At 47.2% G+C, this 14,900-nt stretch carries 13 protein-coding genes; all 13 read left to right on the top strand.

Annotated elements, in window-relative coordinates; translation table 11 throughout:
- Positions 1–4 precede the first annotated feature (4 nt).
- Entirely contained in the window at positions 5–2,230 is a 2,226-nt protein-coding gene (gene recD2, locus FYJ34_RS02205) for an SF1B family DNA helicase RecD2 (protein ID WP_154475879.1), read from the top strand.
- Positions 2,212–2,955 carry a double zinc ribbon domain-containing protein gene (locus FYJ34_RS02200; RefSeq protein WP_154475877.1) on the top strand — a complete coding sequence of 248 codons (744 nt, stop codon included), beginning with the start codon at positions 2,212–2,214 and terminating at the stop codon, positions 2,953–2,955. Before recD2 ends, FYJ34_RS02200 begins: the two co-directional genes overlap by 19 nt.
- 82 nt (positions 2,956–3,037) lie before the next feature.
- Positions 3,038–3,406, top strand: coding sequence for a hypothetical protein (locus tag FYJ34_RS02195; protein ID WP_235899453.1), 369 nt, complete (start codon positions 3,038–3,040; stop codon positions 3,404–3,406).
- Entirely contained in the window at positions 3,407–4,444 is a 1,038-nt protein-coding gene (locus tag FYJ34_RS02190; protein WP_154475873.1) for a hypothetical protein, read from the top strand.
- A 73-nt stretch (positions 4,445–4,517) separates the two neighbouring features.
- Positions 4,518–5,420, top strand: a complete 903-nt coding sequence (gene cdaA, locus FYJ34_RS02185; RefSeq protein WP_154475871.1) for a diadenylate cyclase CdaA — start codon at positions 4,518–4,520, stop codon at positions 5,418–5,420.
- On the top strand, positions 5,398–6,642 hold the full coding sequence (locus FYJ34_RS02180) for a CdaR family protein (RefSeq protein ID WP_154475869.1): 1,245 nt from the start codon (positions 5,398–5,400) through the stop codon (positions 6,640–6,642). The genes cdaA and FYJ34_RS02180 overlap by 23 nt, the downstream gene beginning before the upstream one ends.
- A gap of 20 nt (positions 6,643–6,662) precedes the next feature.
- Positions 6,663–6,926, top strand: a complete 264-nt coding sequence (locus FYJ34_RS02175; protein ID WP_154475867.1) for an HPr family phosphocarrier protein — start codon at positions 6,663–6,665, stop codon at positions 6,924–6,926.
- 17 nt (positions 6,927–6,943) lie between these two features.
- Complete coding sequence (locus FYJ34_RS02170) at positions 6,944–7,852, top strand: nucleotidyltransferase family protein (RefSeq protein ID WP_154475865.1); 909 nt, start codon at positions 6,944–6,946, stop codon at positions 7,850–7,852.
- A 177-nt stretch (positions 7,853–8,029) separates the two neighbouring features.
- The gene (locus FYJ34_RS02165) at positions 8,030–9,775 is read left to right on the top strand and encodes an NTP transferase domain-containing protein (protein ID WP_154475863.1); all 1,746 of its coding nucleotides are present in this window, start codon (positions 8,030–8,032) and stop codon (positions 9,773–9,775) included.
- A 1-nt stretch (position 9,776) separates the two neighbouring features.
- A complete protein-coding gene (locus FYJ34_RS02160) occupies positions 9,777–10,649 on the top strand; it encodes an NTP transferase domain-containing protein (RefSeq protein ID WP_173017044.1) in 873 nt (290 codons plus the stop codon).
- 90 nt (positions 10,650–10,739) lie between these two features.
- Positions 10,740–12,305 carry a BCCT family transporter gene (locus tag FYJ34_RS02155; protein ID WP_154475859.1) on the top strand — a complete coding sequence of 522 codons (1,566 nt, stop codon included), beginning with the start codon at positions 10,740–10,742 and terminating at the stop codon, positions 12,303–12,305.
- A gap of 182 nt (positions 12,306–12,487) precedes the next feature.
- Positions 12,488–13,384 (top strand): LicD family protein, encoded by an 897-nt coding sequence (locus tag FYJ34_RS02150; protein ID WP_154475857.1) that lies wholly within the window; start codon positions 12,488–12,490, stop codon positions 13,382–13,384.
- 32 nt (positions 13,385–13,416) lie between these two features.
- Positions 13,417–14,709: a lipopolysaccharide biosynthesis protein gene (locus FYJ34_RS02145; RefSeq protein ID WP_206671416.1), complete on the top strand. Its 1,293-nt coding sequence runs from the start codon at positions 13,417–13,419 to the stop codon at positions 14,707–14,709.
- Positions 14,710–14,900: the final 191 nt, after the last annotated feature.

Genomic DNA, 14,900 nt, shown 5'->3' with positions numbered 1-14,900 from the left:
CAGCATGGAAACGATAAAAGGATATGTGGATCACATCGTATATCGAAATGAGGCAAATGGATATACAGTGTTCCAATTGGAACAGAAAGAAGAGCAGCTCACCTGTGTAGGAGAACTTTCTTACCTGGAAGAAGGCGAGCTGGTAGAGCTGGATGGGCATTTTACCGTTCACAAGATGTATGGAAGTCAGTTTCAGGTAGAGACATCCAGAGTGTGCTCCCCGACAGACGCCCTTTCCATAGAAAAATATCTGGGATCGGGGGCAATCAGAGGATTAAGAGAAGCTACGGCGCGCAAGATTGTGGAGGCATTCGGAGAAGAGACCTTCCGCATCATAGAGGAAGAACCGGAACGGTTGGCGGAGATCAAGGGAATCAGCGAGAGGAAGGCCAGGGAGATCGCAGAGCAGCTGGAGGAGAAAAGAGAGATGCGGCAGTCCATGCTGTACATGCAGAAGTACGGCATTTCTCCCAAATTGGCGGCGAAGATCTTTCAGTATTATGGCAACAGGGTGTATCGGATCCTGGAGGAAAACCCCTATCAAATGGCAGACAAGGTAGAGGGAGTAGGGTTCAAAACGGTAGATGAGATCGCCATGCGGGCAGGGATCCATGTAGACTCGGATTATCGGATCCGATGCGGAATGGTTTATATCCTGCTTCAGGGAGTGGGAGAGGGACATATCTACCTGAGAGAAGAGGTTTTGCTCTATCGGACGGAGCAACTTCTAGGTGTGGTGATTGAGCAGCCCGGGCTTCATCTGCAAGAATTGTCTGTGGAAAAAAAGATTGTGGTAAAAAATGTGGGGGATGAGACAAGAGTATATACATCTGCATATTACCAGATGGAATGGAATGTGGCGGGAATGCTGAAGGCGCTGGATATCCGATTTGAAATAACGGAAGAGGTTCTGAGACAGAGGCTGGAGGAAGTGGAAGTCTGCGAAGATATGAAGCTGGATCAGATGCAGTGGGAAGCGGTGAGACAGGCGGTCAGGAAGGGCGTTCTGGTTCTGACCGGAGGGCCGGGAACAGGAAAGACCACCACCATTAATGCCATGATCCATTTTTTCAGAAGAGAAGGGCTGGATATCTGTCTGGCAGCCCCTACCGGAAGAGCAGCCAAGCGGATGACGGAGGCCACAGGCTACGAAGCGCAGACCATTCACAGACTGTTGGAGATCAACGGGGATCCGGAAAAGGGAGCACGGGGATTCCAAAGGAATGAGGAGCAGCCTCTGGAGACCGATGTAGTCATTGTAGATGAAATGTCTATGGTAGATCTTCCTCTGATGAGTGCTCTCTTAAAGGCGATGGTGACGGGGACGCGGCTGATCTTGGTAGGAGATTGTGATCAGCTTCCAAGTGTCGGTCCGGGAAGTGTATTGAAGGATATTGTGGATTCAGGCTGCTATGCCGTGGTCAAGCTGACACAGATATTCAGACAGATGATGGAAAGTGACATCATTGTAAACGCCCATAAGATCAACCAGGGGCTTCCTGTTCGTCTGGATAACAAAAGCAAGGATTTCTTTTTTTTGAAAAGAATGGAACCGGAACTGGTGATGCGGGTGATCCTTGCATTGGTACAGGAAAAGCTGCCTGCCTATGTACAGGCGAAACCGTTTGATATCCAGGTGCTGACGCCTACGCGAAAGGGAGTGCTGGGAGTAGAAAAACTGAACGAGATGCTACAGAAATACCTGAATCCGCCTTCCGAAAAGAAGAAGGAAAAGCTACAGGGAGATCGGATCTTTCGGGAAGGCGACAAGGTGATGCAGATCAAAAATAACTATCAGATGCCCTGGGAGATCAGGACTTCCAAAGGGATGACGGTAGATAAAGGAGAGGGGATTTTCAACGGAGATATGGGGATCATAAAAGAGATCCCTGTCTACGGGGATGAGATTGTGATCGAGTTTGAAGACGGGAAACTTGTGCGGTATTCCTATGAACTGCTGGACGAGCTGGAGTTGGCCTATGCTATTACCATCCATAAGTCACAGGGGAGCGAATATCCCGCCGTTGTGATCCCGCTTTTGAACGGACCAAGGCAGTTGTATCACAGAAATCTGTTGTATACGGCAGTTACGAGGGCAAGACGATGTGTGACCTTGGTGGGGAGTGAAGCGGTGTTTGACCAGATGGTTCAAAATGGAAATGAACAGAGGCGAAACACCAGTTTAACCGAACGGATCCGGGAATTGGAAGAGTGGAAAACGGGCGTGTAAAACAAAAGAAAGACAGGAGAGGGATCGGAAAAAAACTCTTGTGCCTGCTATGGCCTACCGTCTGTGTGTTTTGTGGAGCACCAAACAGCAATGGAATCTGTGAGAGATGCAAAGAAACGGAAGAGAGGCTGCGGATCAGGCAGCCTGTCTGCATGAAGTGTGGGAGATCGATCCTGTCGGAAGAAAAAGAATATTGCAGGGAATGTGAAGAACATACATATTCCTTTGAACAGGGGGCGGCCGTGTGGGAACATGTGCCGCCTGTTAGTACGTCTATCTACCGATTTAAGTACAAAAATCAAAGAGCTTATGCAGAGATCTACGGACGGGAGCTGGCAAAAAACTACAAGGAATTGCTCCGTCAGTGGAAGATCGATTATCTGGTCCCCATTCCTATTCATCACAGGCGAAAAAAAGCGCGGGGATATAACCAGAGTGAACTTTTGGCAAAAGAGCTGGAAAAATATGTGGGGATTCCTGTGCTGCCTGTGCTGGAACGGGGGAAGAATACGATACCTCAGAAAAGACTGACAGCTACCGGGAGACGAAAAAACCTAAAGGAGGCATTTCGAATAACGGCAGGAGACATAAGGGGCAGGAATCTGCTTCTGGTGGACGACATCTATACGACGGGAAGTACAATGGAAGAAGCTTCAAGGATCCTGCGGAAATCCGGTGCAGGAAAGGTCTTTTTTTTGACGCTAAGTATTGGACAATATAATTGATATTTGCTATACTGAAACTACTATTGTTCGGATCAGTGGGAGATTGAGGTGGGATATGCTGGATGAAAGAAAAGTGAAAATCATGACGTACTTGTCTCATTATGAGGAGACCAAAGGAAAAGAAGACTTCAAGGTCAGCGGGTTTTACAGAAAAGATTATGTAGGTCTGCACAATATCTGCGCATTTCTATGGGTGACGGCAGGATACGGAATCCTGATGGGACTACTTGGCATTGTCTTTTTGGATGTGCTGCTGAAGCATCTGTCGGTATCTTTGGCGGCGGTGTTGGGACTTGCTGTGATTGCAGGATATGTGGCGGTTTTGACCGTATATCTGTTACTTTCCGCAGGGATCTATAACCGCAGGCACCGGGATGCCAGAAAGCGCGTGAAACGATACCATTACCACCTGACCAGACTGATCAAGCTGTACGAAAGGGAGAAAGAGTAGATGGATACAATTTTTATGATAAGAGAAAATGTGCGGAGGATGTACGCAAAGAATTCAAAGATCTATGAAAAGGCGATACAGTTTTTACTCGCTTTTATCGTTTTTTTGGTGATCAATCAAACCTTCGGATTTATGAAGATACTGGCGTCTCCCGTAGTGTCCCTGGGATTGGCGGTCATTTGCGCATTTCTGCCTCTGACAATGACGGTGATTGCGGGGACGGCATTGGTCCTGATCCATGTATTTGCATTGTCTCCGATGCTGTTTGTGCTGACGGCTGCCGTGTTTTTGGTCATGTACATTTTTTACTTTCGGCTGACACCAAAGATGGCGGTGGTAGTGCTTTTGACACCTATTGCATTTGCTCTTAAGATTCCTTATGTGATCCCGGTGGCATTTGGACTGATGGCGACGCCTGTCTGCCTGGTGGCGATCATCTGCGGGACGATAGCTTTTTATATGTTGAGCTATCTCAAAAAGGCTGCAGCAGTGGCGCAGGGAGCCGGTCTTGAAAATATGATAGGACAGTCGGCCGACTATCTGAAGCAGGTGTTTCAAAGCAAGGAAATGTGGGTCATGATCGTAGCATTGGCCATTAGTTTTCTGGTAGTGTATACCTTGCGGAAGCAGGCGATGGACCATGCCTGGAAGATAGGAGCGGCTGGAGGAGTTGTTGCAGGGATCGTGGCAACGGCGGCAGGAGATATTGCTCTGGGAATCCATGTTTCTTATGGAATGATGATCTTTTCAGGTCTGCTGGCAGTTCTCCTGGGGCTGGGACTGGAACTGTTCTTCTTTGCGGTGGATTATACCAGGAGCGAGACGCTGGAGTTTGAAGATGACGAGTATCATTACTATGTGAAGGCGGTTCCGAAGATTTCTCTTTCCTCCTCAGAAAAAGAGGTAAAGAAGATCCATGAAAGACAGGAGACGGCAGAAATCACCAGAGAAGAAACAAGAAACAGCGCTGCGGAAGAAGAGATAGATAGGGCTCTGATAGAAGAGAGTCTGAAAAAAGAACTGGGAATGAAGGAATAGAACAAAGAACTTTGACCACGGCAGGACATAGCGGGGAAAACGTAAAAATTGATCCAAAGGAGGAGGTGACAGGATGGAACAAAGGATTTTGGGATTTATTACAAAATATATCGCAGGGGCGTTTTATATCCCAAGGATCCAGGTGATGGATGTTGTAGAAGTCCTGATACTGACGTTCCTGATCTACCGGGTCATCCTCTGGATCAAAAATACGAAGGCCTGGATGCTCTTAAAGGGAATTCTGGTACTGGCTGCATTTATTCTGGTGGCGGCGATCTTCCGGATGAATACCATCTTGTACCTGGCTAAGAACTCTGTCACAGTGATGGCAACGGCGGCGATCATCGTGTTTCAGCCGGAGCTTCGGAGAGCGCTGGAAAAACTGGGAGAGAGGAAGCTTTTGGCTTCGGTCCTTCCTTTTGAGCCGGGCAAAGAAAAGGTCAGGTTCAGCGGCAGTACCAGAGAGAATATCGTGGAAGCTGCTTTTGCTATGGGAAAGGCGAAGACAGGTGCTCTCATCGTGGTGGAACGGGAAATCCAGCTGACAGAGTACGCAGCGACAGGGATCCATATGGATTGCCTTCTTTCCAGCCAGGTTCTGTTGAATATTTTTGAACATAATACTCCTCTTCATGACGGAGCTATTATAGTGCGCGGCAACAGAATCGTATCCGCCACCTGTTATCTTCCCTTATCTAATAATATGGGAATCAGTAAGGAATTGGGTACGAGACATCGGGCGGCTATCGGGATGAGCGAAGTCAGCGACGCTCTGGTGATCGTGGTTTCGGAAGAGACCGGAGCCGTTTCTGTGGCACAGGGAGGCAGTATTTTCTGGGGCATTACGGAAGAAGAGTTGCGTAGCCGACTGGTTTTGGCACAGGAGAAAAAAGAAAGCAGATCCGCGGTTTCCGGTTGGAAGGTGGCTGAATGGTGGAAAGGAAGGCGAAAAGATGAAAAAAAGACTGACAAATAATCTGAGTCTTAAGATTCTGGCTTTCCTGATCGCAGGGTTTATGTGGTTTATGGTGGTGAACATTGACGATCCGGTCTCCGACAAAACGTATGTAGGTATTGCGGTAAAAGTGCTCAATGAAGAAGTGGTGCAGGACAGTAACCGTACGTATCAGATCGTGGACGGCACCGGAGAGGTCAACGTAACGGTCACTGCAAAAAGGTCGCTGCTGAACAAAATAAAAGCAGAAGATATCCAGGCAACGGCGGATATGAAGGAGCTCCTTTTGGGAACACAGATTCCTATTCAGGTGACGGTCAAGGGATATGAGGGCAGATACGAAAGCGCTGTCTCTTCTCCCAGGAATCTCCAGGTTAAGATCGACGATGAAACCAAAAATAATTTCCCCATTACACCCACCGTCACAGGAACGGTACGGGATGGCTATACCATTGGCAGTCTGAAAGCAGATCCGGAAAAAGTAACCATAAGAGGTCCTAAGACGGTGATCGACAGCATCAATCGGGTGGCGGCAGAAATAGACGTGTCGGGATTATCGGAAAGCACAGATTTGGAAGCACGGCTGGTGCTTTACGACGGCAATGACAATGTGATCGATCAGACGATCCTGGCCAATAATCTGGGAAAAGACGGTGTCAGTGTAAAAGTAAAACTAAATAAAGTAAAAAGGGTTCCCATTGCGCTGGATACTTCCGGGATCCAGGCGAAAGAAGGATATAACATTGCCAAGGTGACTCCGGAGCCGAAAGAGATCCTGGTATCCGGAACGGAAAAGAATCTGGAAAGTCTGGATGAGATCATGGTTCCGGCAGAGGAGCTGAGTTTTACGGATCTGACAGAACGGACAGAAAAACAGGTGGATATTTCTGCCTATCTGCCGGAGGGGATTTCACTTCTGGATGAAAATGCGAAAAACATCGTAGTTTCTATTCTGGTGGAGCAGCCTGGTGTAAAGATTTATGAAGTGTCAACCAGTTCTCTGACAGTCAATAATCTGGCAGACGGACTGGAGATAAGTTATGGACATGTGGTGGATCTGGAGCTTCAGATCCAGGGACCGGAGGAGGTGCTGCAAAGCCTGAAGCTGGCGAAAAAGGCAAGTATTGATCTGAAAGGATATACGGAGCCGGGCAGTTATGTGGTGCCGGTTTTCGTGGAACTTCCGGCCGGGTGCGCATTGGTGAATGAGGTAAAGGCTGACATTACCCTGGAGAAAAAGTAGTAACGAAGGGAGGCATTCGTATGGTAGCACAGAAAGTTACGATCATAAATCCTACAGGACTGCATCTGAGACCGGCCGGCGTTTTCTGCAATGCAGCCAGTAGTTTCAGGTGCAAGGTAGAGTTTCGATATAAGGAAACGACGGCCAATGCAAAAAGTGTGCTGAGTGTACTGGGCGCATGCATCAAGAAGGGAGACACTATTGAACTGGTATGTGACGGGGAAGATGAAACGGAAGCCCTGCATACGATGGTGTCTTTGATCGAAGAAGGCCTGGGAGAATAGAGGAGGATGAAAAAACTATGGGGAAGGCAACTTTGGTGGTCATGGCGGCAGGGATCGGAAGCCGTTTTGGCGGAGGGATCAAGCAGCTGGAGCCGGTAGGGCCCAGTGGAGAGCTGATCATTGACTATTCCATTTATGATGCGAAAGAAGCGGGGTTTGACAAGGTGGTCTTTGTGATCCGAAAAGATCTGGAAGAAGAATTTAAAGCCAGGATCGGAGACCGGATCGCAAAAACTATTGCAGTAGAATACGCGTTTCAGGAAGTGGAGGATATTCCGCAGCCATTTCGTCAGAAGTATGCAGGCAGAAAGAAGCCATGGGGAACGGGACAGGCTATCCTGGTATGCAAGGATCTGGTGCAGGAACCGTTTCTTGTGATCAATGCAGATGATTACTATGGGAGATCTGCCTATCGGAAAGCATATGAGCATCTGACAGGGATGAAGCGGCAGAAAGATGTGCTTTCGGCATGTATGGTAGCGTTTCAGCTGAAGCATACCGTCAGTGAGAACGGAGCAGTGACGAGAGGGCTTTGCAGGATGAACCAGAAGCATCAATTGATCGGACTGGATGAAACGAGCCATATTGTAAAGACGTCTCAGGGAATCGGGGTCCAGACGGACTCTTTTTACAGCCTGGATGGCGATATGGAAGTCTCTATGAATATGTGGGGATTTTCACCGGAAATTTTTGAAAGGCTGCAGCAGGGATTTGAAAGATTTTTGGAAACAGTGGATCCCTGGGACAAAAAAGAGTATCTTTTGCCTGATATTGTGGATGCCTTTTTGCGCTCCGGACAGATAGAGGTGACGGTTCTGCGTTCGGAAGACGAATGGTTTGGAGTGACTTACAAAGAAGATAAGGATACGGTGGTAAAAGCGATCCAAAAACTTTTGCAGGAAGGAAGGTATCCCTCCTCTCTTTAAAAAAGAATACATACAAAAAAGAACCCCTACAGACAGTTCGGTGAAAGGAAAGCAGAAAACCGAAATTGTTTGTGGGGGATTTTTATGGAGAATTCTATTCCAGAAATTCCATGGTTGACAAATCGGAAAGGAAGGAATAGAATGAGATTGTTCACAAAAACGAAGGAGAATAATTACATGAACATATCGAAATATGATCTGCTGAACATGATCTTAAAAAAGTCGGAGAAGAATCAAAGGAAGCTGGCTGCCCTGACAGGGCTTTCCCTGGGGAAGGTGAACGGTTGTCTGAGAGAACTGATAGAAGACGGGTATTTGAACGAGCAGCTGGAGATCAGTGAACAGGCGCAAAAAGAAGCAGAGAAGCAGCGTCCGAGGCATGCGGTTATCCTGGCAGCAGGCTATGGGATGCGGATGGTACCCATTAATGTAGAGGTGCCAAAGGGACTGCTTGAGATTGGCGGAGAGAGGCTGATCGAGCGACTGATCCGCCAGCTCCGGGAGGCGGGTGTACATCAGATCGATGTGGTAGTGGGATTTATGAAAGAGCGATACGAATATCTGATAGACAAGTGGAATGTCCGTCTGATCTTTAATGAAGAATACGGAAGAAAGAACAATCTCTCCTCTTTAAACAAAGTGGCAGACAGAATCGGAAACAGCTATATTCTCCCCTGTGATATCTGGTGCGGGGAGAATCCCTTTTCCGGTTACGAGTGGTATTCCTGGTATATGATGACGGAAGAAGAGTCAAAGGACAGTGGAGTAAGGGTCAATCGAAAAAGAGAGCTGGTCCGGGTCAAGGCAGAAAAGTCGGGGCACCGCATGGTGGGAATCGCTTATATACAGGATCAGGAGGCAGATCGGCTGAAACAGTTGCTTGGTCTATACGCATCACAGAGAACCTACGATCAAAAGTTCTGGGAAGAAGTGCTGTTTGCGGAATCGAAAATGTGGATCGCATCCAGGATCGCAAAAGAAGAGGATGTCTACGAGATCAATACCTACGAGCAGTTGAGGGAGATCGACAGCCATTCGGGACATCTGCAGACAGATATCCTGGAGAAGATCGCAGAGGTACTGTCATGCAAACTGGAGGAGATCCAGGAGATCCAGGCGCTGAAGAAGGGAATGACGAACCGCTCTTTTGAATTTTCCTGCAGAGGAGAACGCTATATTGCCAGGATCCCGGGAGAGGGGACAGACAGGCTGATCAACAGGCGACAGGAATTTGAAGTATATGAAGCCCTGAAAGGGACAGACATCTGTGATCCGGTGGTCTACATATCTCCGGAGAGCGGGTATAAGATCACAAAGTTTATAGAGAATGCACGACCCTGCAGAAAAGAAGACAAAAAAGAGGTGGAGGACTGTATGAGATACCTGAAAGCCTTCCACGATCGTAAGCTTCAGGTGGGACACACATTCCAGCTGTTTGAACAGATCGAATACTATGAGAGATTAAGGGGAGATTACCCTTCGGACTATGAAGACTATGAGGAAACAAAGAAAAAAGTATTCGAATTGAAAGCGTACATTGACAGGCAGCCGAAAACAATCGCGCTGAGTCACATCGATGCAGTCTGCGACAATTTTCTCCTTACGCCGGAAAAAATGTATCTGATCGACTGGGAATATGCGGGCATGCAGGATGTTCATGTAGATATCGCCATGTTTGCCATCTATGCCATGTATTCCAAGGAGGAGGTGGACTGGCTGATCGCGTGCTATTTCCAGGGAGAGCCTTCTGCGGCGGTTCGGGTAAAGATCTACTGCTACATTGCCGTTTGCGGTCTGCTGTGGAGCAACTGGTGCGAATATAAGAAGACCTGTGGAATCGAGTTTGGGGAATATTCCCTGAGGCAATACCGATATGCAAAGGAGTATTACCGGTATGCGAAGGCGGAAATGGAGGCAGAGTAACATGATAGAAGTAGAAAATGCGATTTTGATGGCGGCAGGAATGTCCACAAGGATGGCGCCCCTGTCTTATGAAATACCGAAAGCTCTTCTGAAAATAGAGGGAGAGGTGCTGATCGAGCGGCAGATCCTTCAGCTGAGAGAAAGCGGGATCAGGGATATTACCATAGTCGTGGGATACAAAAAAGAACAATTTGCGTATCTGAAAGAGAAATTTGAAGTCAAACTGATCGAAAATCCCTACTACATGGAACGAAACAATCATTCCAGCCTGTTTGTGGCAAGAAAAGAACTGAAAAATACCTATATTTCCTGCGGAGATTACTATTTTGCACAAAATCCATTCCGAAGAAAAGAAGAGGTTCCCTACTATGGACTGACCTATCAGGAGGGAGAAACCCCCGAGTGGTGTGTGGAAACAGATGAGTCCGGGAAAATCCAAAAAGTGGTGATCGGAGGGAAGGATGCCTGGGTCATGCAGGGAGAAGTCCTGTTTGACAGAACATTTTCCCGGCAGCTGATCCCTCTCTTAGAGTCGGCCATGGAGCGGGAGGAAGAAAAGCAGACATACTGGGAAGATTTGTATGTGTCCTCCCTGGGAACCATGGATCTTTACGGGAAGCAAAAGAAAAAGGGAGAGGTGCTGGAGTTTGACAGTCTGGATGAATTAAGAGAAACATTTCCCTGGTACCGGGCAGCGAAAGACAGCCGGATCTTTCAGAAGATCCTGGCGACTCTGAACTGTGAAGAAGGGGAGCTGACAGGATTTGTTCCGCTGAAAGAAAACGGGGTGGCAAAAGGCGTAACATTTTCGCTGCGGGAACAGACCTACCGATATTTTTATGAATCAGGCAAGCTGGAGCGCTGCCGGATCTGAGAAGGCGCATTCTGAAAAGGCGGGAGCAGGAGAAAATGTCGGCAAAAGAGAAGCGGCTAAGGTCGCATACTAAAGGAAGGAAAGCCAAGCATGAAAGAAAACAATCAGTTAAAGAGAATTGAAAAACAGATGGACAAGGAGATTATGATCATTCCGTTGCTGCTAATCATCGGGCTTTGTATCACATTTATGAAATTTCCGGAAGCATCCAAGGTGACACTGCAGTCTGTCCGAAATTTTCTGGGGGATGACCTGGGGCTTTATTATGTGTTTCTGGGAGTGGCAGCCGTGATCTGTTCCATGTATATGGCATTTTCCAAATATGGAAAAATCCGTTTAGGAGGAGAGGAGAAGCCCAAATATACTACGTTTCAGTGGGGAACGATGATTTTTACCTCTACCATGGCAGCAGATATTTTATTCTATTCCCTGTGTGAGTGGGCGATCTATGCCAGGGAAGCCTACGTAAAGGAATTGGGCGGGATGCAGAAATGGGCGCCCACCTTCTCTTTGTTTCACTGGGGACCGATTGCCTGGAGCTTTTATATTGTGCTGGCAGTAGCGTTTGGATTCATGATCCATGTCCGTGGAAGGAAAAAACAGAAGTTTTCAGAGGCCTGCCGTCCCATTCTGGGAGACAGGGTGGACGGAATCCTGGGAAAGATGATCGATCTGCTGGCAGTTCTGGCGCTGCTGGCAGGAACAGCGACCACCTTTTCCCTTGCTACCCCTCTTCTTGCAGCTGCCTTGGGATATGCGTTTGGTCTGCCAATGGGATTTGGGCTTACCATCTCTATTTTGGTGACCATTGCAATCGTTTATACTTTGACGGTATGGTTTGGGATGGAAGGAGTGTTCCGGCTGGCTACAGTTTGTGCGTACCTGTTCTTTTTTTTGCTGGCGTATGTGTTGCTTGCCGGAGGGGAATGCAGGTACATCCTGGAAACAGGATTTTCTTCCACAGGAAATCTGATCCAGAATTTTGTGGGACTGGCTACCTGGATGGATCCGGCGCGGGAAACAGCCTTTGTACAAAACTGGAGTGTCTTTTACTGGGCTTACTGGATGGCATGGTGCGTGGCAACTCCGTTTTTCATCGGAATGATCAGTAAGGGAAGAACTATAAAAAACACAGTGCTGGGTGCCTATGGCTGGGGGCTGGGAGGAACCTTCCTGTCTTTTATCATCCTGGGAAATTATGGGATGTCCCAGCAGGTGAGGGGAAAGATAGACGCCGTGACCATGCTGGGAAAAGGAGAAGAGATATCCAAAGTGATATTGAATATTTTAAAGACGCTTCCGGCAGCTAAGCTGGTGCTGGTGGTACTGGTCATTACCATGATCGCTTTTTACGCTACGACCTTTGACGCACTGACGATGGTGGTTTCTTCCTATTCCTACCGGTATCTGAAGCCGGAGGAGGAGCCGGATAAGAGAGTTCGGACCTTTTGGGCGATCCTGTTTATTCTCTTCCCCATTGCCCTGATCTTTTCGGAGAGTTCCATGAACAACCTCCAGTCAGTAGCGGTTATAGCGGCGTTTCCTGTGGGGATCATTGTGATATTGATCGTGGCTTCCTTTTTCAAGGATGCAAGGAAGTATCTGCAAGAAGAGCAGGAACGGAAGAATACGAAACATTCAAATCTGAGCCAGTAAGAAAGAAGTAAAAGGTAGAGAAAATAGGCAAAGCCGCTTTTGCATCCCGAAACCGCCAGATTGACAGAGAAAGTAGCATGGGTTAGAATGGGAGCAGTTAACAGCTATAGGAAGGCAGGAAAAAATGTGGCAGGGGAAGTCTGTACGGAAACATTTTTGACAGAAGCTGTGAGAGAAGAGCTATGGATAAAAAAGGAGACAGGACTGTGGGAGAAAAGTACAGGGAGTATGATGCAAAAAGCCTGGAGAAACTGCACAAAGTGCAAAAGAATATGCTGGAGGACTTTATTCATGTTTGTCAGAAACACGGCTTTCCATACTTTGTGATATACGGAACGGCGATCGGTGCGGTTCGTCACGAAGGATTTATTCCCTGGGATGACGATATTGATGTGGCAATGTTAAGGGAAGACTACAATCGATTTTGCGGAGTGTTTCAGGAAGAACTGGGGGAAAGATACAGCCTGCTGACGCCGGAAATTGATAAAAGATATGCCTGCACAGTAACCCACATCCAGAAAAAAGGAACAGTGTTTGTGACGGAAGGATCCAAGCACCTGAAATGTGAACAGGCAATTTTTATGGATATCTTTCCGCTTGATTACGTGGCAAAAGAGGAAAAAAAGCGGAGCCGCCAGGCGAGGAAAGCGATTTTTTGGGGGCGGCTGCTTTTTTTGTCCGGAACGGGAAAACCGTCAATTCCCACCAAGGGTATTTTGGGAACTTTATACAAAGGGATCTGTCAGGGGATACATCTGATCCTTGCGGGACTTCGGATCAGTCCAAGGTGGATCTACAGACAGTTTGTGAAAGCTTCTACTCGCTATAATACGCCGGAAGAAAGAAGTGAATATGTAACATCCTTTGAATATGCCGGATGTTTGAAAGATATGATTCGAAAAGAAGATATTTTTCCGCTTCAGACTGGAAGTTTCGAGGGGATAGAGGTATGTCTTCCAAAATGCAACCATGAGTTTCTCACCAAAATATATGGGGAATACATGCAGATTCCGCCAGAGGAGAGCAGGGTAAACCACATGCCCCTGCAGTTGGATTTTGGAGAGGAAGAAAGGATATAGCCCGCAAAGAGCAGAAGGATAGGAGAATGAAAGTGAGCAGTATAAATAAAGAGCCGGACAGTAAGACTGTTTATATATGGAATATGCTTGGGAGTATGTCCAACGCATTGCTATCCGTTGTGGCTTTTATGATTTTAACCAGAGGCGTGGAGGGAAGAGAAGCGGACATCTTTTCCCTTGCATGGGCGGTCAGTCAGCTGATGGCTATCATTGGAACTTTCCAGATCAGGATGTTCCAGGCGACGGATGTGGAAGAAAAATTTACATTTGATCAGTATCTGCAGTTCAGGATCGTAACGATCGTTGTGATGATGATCGGTTGTGGAGGCTATGTGCTTCTAAAGCATTATGAGCCGTACAAAGCCTTGGTGGTAATTGTGATCACTCTGTTTCGAGGGATTGACTGTATTGCGGATGTTTATGAGGGGTGGTTTCAGCAAAAAGAGAGACTGGATCTGGCCAGCAAAGCCATTGTAGGGCGGGTGTGGTCCGCCTTGCTGGTATTTGCTGCCGGACTGTTTCTGACTAGAAATCTCATGATTGCCAGTTTGTCTCTGACTGCTGCATATGCAGTCTGTTTTTATGCGTTTGATTATCGGTATACGATATTGGTAGACTGTTTTCGACGGCGAAAGAGAGAAAAAACAGGGAAAAAATGGATGCTTCAGATGGCGGTGGAAGGCTTCCCGCTTTTTGTAAATGCATTTTTGATGATGAGCATCGTAAATGCGCCGAAGCTGGCTATAGATGCAGCAAGCGGTATGGGGCGACTGAAAGACGGAGTACAGACAGAATTTACAGTGCTGTTCATGCCGGCTTCTTTTTTGACTCTGGCCTACATATTTTTTCGTCCATTGGTAACACACATGGCGGTTTTTTGGAGCACAAATCGAAAAAGGAAGATGCTGAAGATTCTGGGACGTCTGGTGGGAGCGCTTCTGGCGATTTCGGTGGTCATTCTGGCAGGGAGTGCGTTGCTGGGGATTCCGATCCTGTCGGTGGTGTATAGTTTGGAACTTTCTCCGTACCGGACAGAACTTTTGATTCTTATTGCGGGAGGCTGTATTTATACGTTTGCAAATGCTTTTGATAATGTACTGGTAGTGATCAGAAAACAGTATCTTTTGATCATTGCATATGTAATCACATGGATTTACAGTAAGATCGTGACGCAGAACCTGGTATTCCGTATGGGGATGAAGGGGGCGGCGTTATCATACGCCAGCACAATGCTGCTTTTCTTTCTTATGACAACGCTTTTGTTTGGGTTTGGGCTGTTTCAGGAAAAACAGAAGAAAAACAGAGGGAAGGCAGAGGAAAAGTAGGACTGTTCTTATGCATAATCTTGAAAAATAAGAGATGATTGTGTTATACTCGTTAGATGTAAATAGATTTCTTTGGGAAGAGGGAGTGATTTGCTTTTGGAATGATCCGAAGAAAAGAGGAGGATTGTAGATAATCAGGATTTTGGGAAAGGGGTATGGGTGCGTGAAGGGAGAGCGCATCTGTGAGATGT

Origin of the sequence: Suipraeoptans intestinalis, assembly GCF_009696485.1 — a bacterium.
Lineage (GTDB): Bacteria > Bacillota > Clostridia > Lachnospirales > Lachnospiraceae > Suipraeoptans > Suipraeoptans intestinalis.
The sequence above is the reverse complement of the archived record's forward strand: the minus strand, read 5'-3'. Positions and strand labels throughout refer to the sequence as shown.

Excerpts from the sequence above, each read along its gene's own strand:
- recD2 (WP_154475879.1), top strand. The coding sequence starts at position 5 with ATGGAAACGATAAAAGGATATGTGGATCACATCGTATATCGAAATGAG.
- FYJ34_RS02195 (WP_235899453.1), top strand. The coding sequence starts at position 3,038 with ATGACGTACTTGTCTCATTATGAGGAGACCAAAGGAAAAGAAGACTTC.
- FYJ34_RS02190 (WP_154475873.1), top strand. The coding sequence starts at position 3,407 with ATGGATACAATTTTTATGATAAGAGAAAATGTGCGGAGGATGTACGCA.
- cdaA (WP_154475871.1), top strand. The coding sequence starts at position 4,518 with ATGGAACAAAGGATTTTGGGATTTATTACAAAATATATCGCAGGGGCG.
- FYJ34_RS02180 (WP_154475869.1), top strand. The coding sequence starts at position 5,398 with ATGAAAAAAAGACTGACAAATAATCTGAGTCTTAAGATTCTGGCTTTC.
- FYJ34_RS02175 (WP_154475867.1), top strand. The coding sequence starts at position 6,663 with ATGGTAGCACAGAAAGTTACGATCATAAATCCTACAGGACTGCATCTG.
- FYJ34_RS02170 (WP_154475865.1), top strand. The coding sequence starts at position 6,944 with ATGGGGAAGGCAACTTTGGTGGTCATGGCGGCAGGGATCGGAAGCCGT.
- FYJ34_RS02165 (WP_154475863.1), top strand. The coding sequence starts at position 8,030 with ATGAACATATCGAAATATGATCTGCTGAACATGATCTTAAAAAAGTCG.
- FYJ34_RS02160 (WP_173017044.1), top strand. The coding sequence starts at position 9,777 with ATGATAGAAGTAGAAAATGCGATTTTGATGGCGGCAGGAATGTCCACA.
- FYJ34_RS02155 (WP_154475859.1), top strand. The coding sequence starts at position 10,740 with ATGAAAGAAAACAATCAGTTAAAGAGAATTGAAAAACAGATGGACAAG.
- FYJ34_RS02150 (WP_154475857.1), top strand. The coding sequence starts at position 12,488 with ATGGATAAAAAAGGAGACAGGACTGTGGGAGAAAAGTACAGGGAGTAT.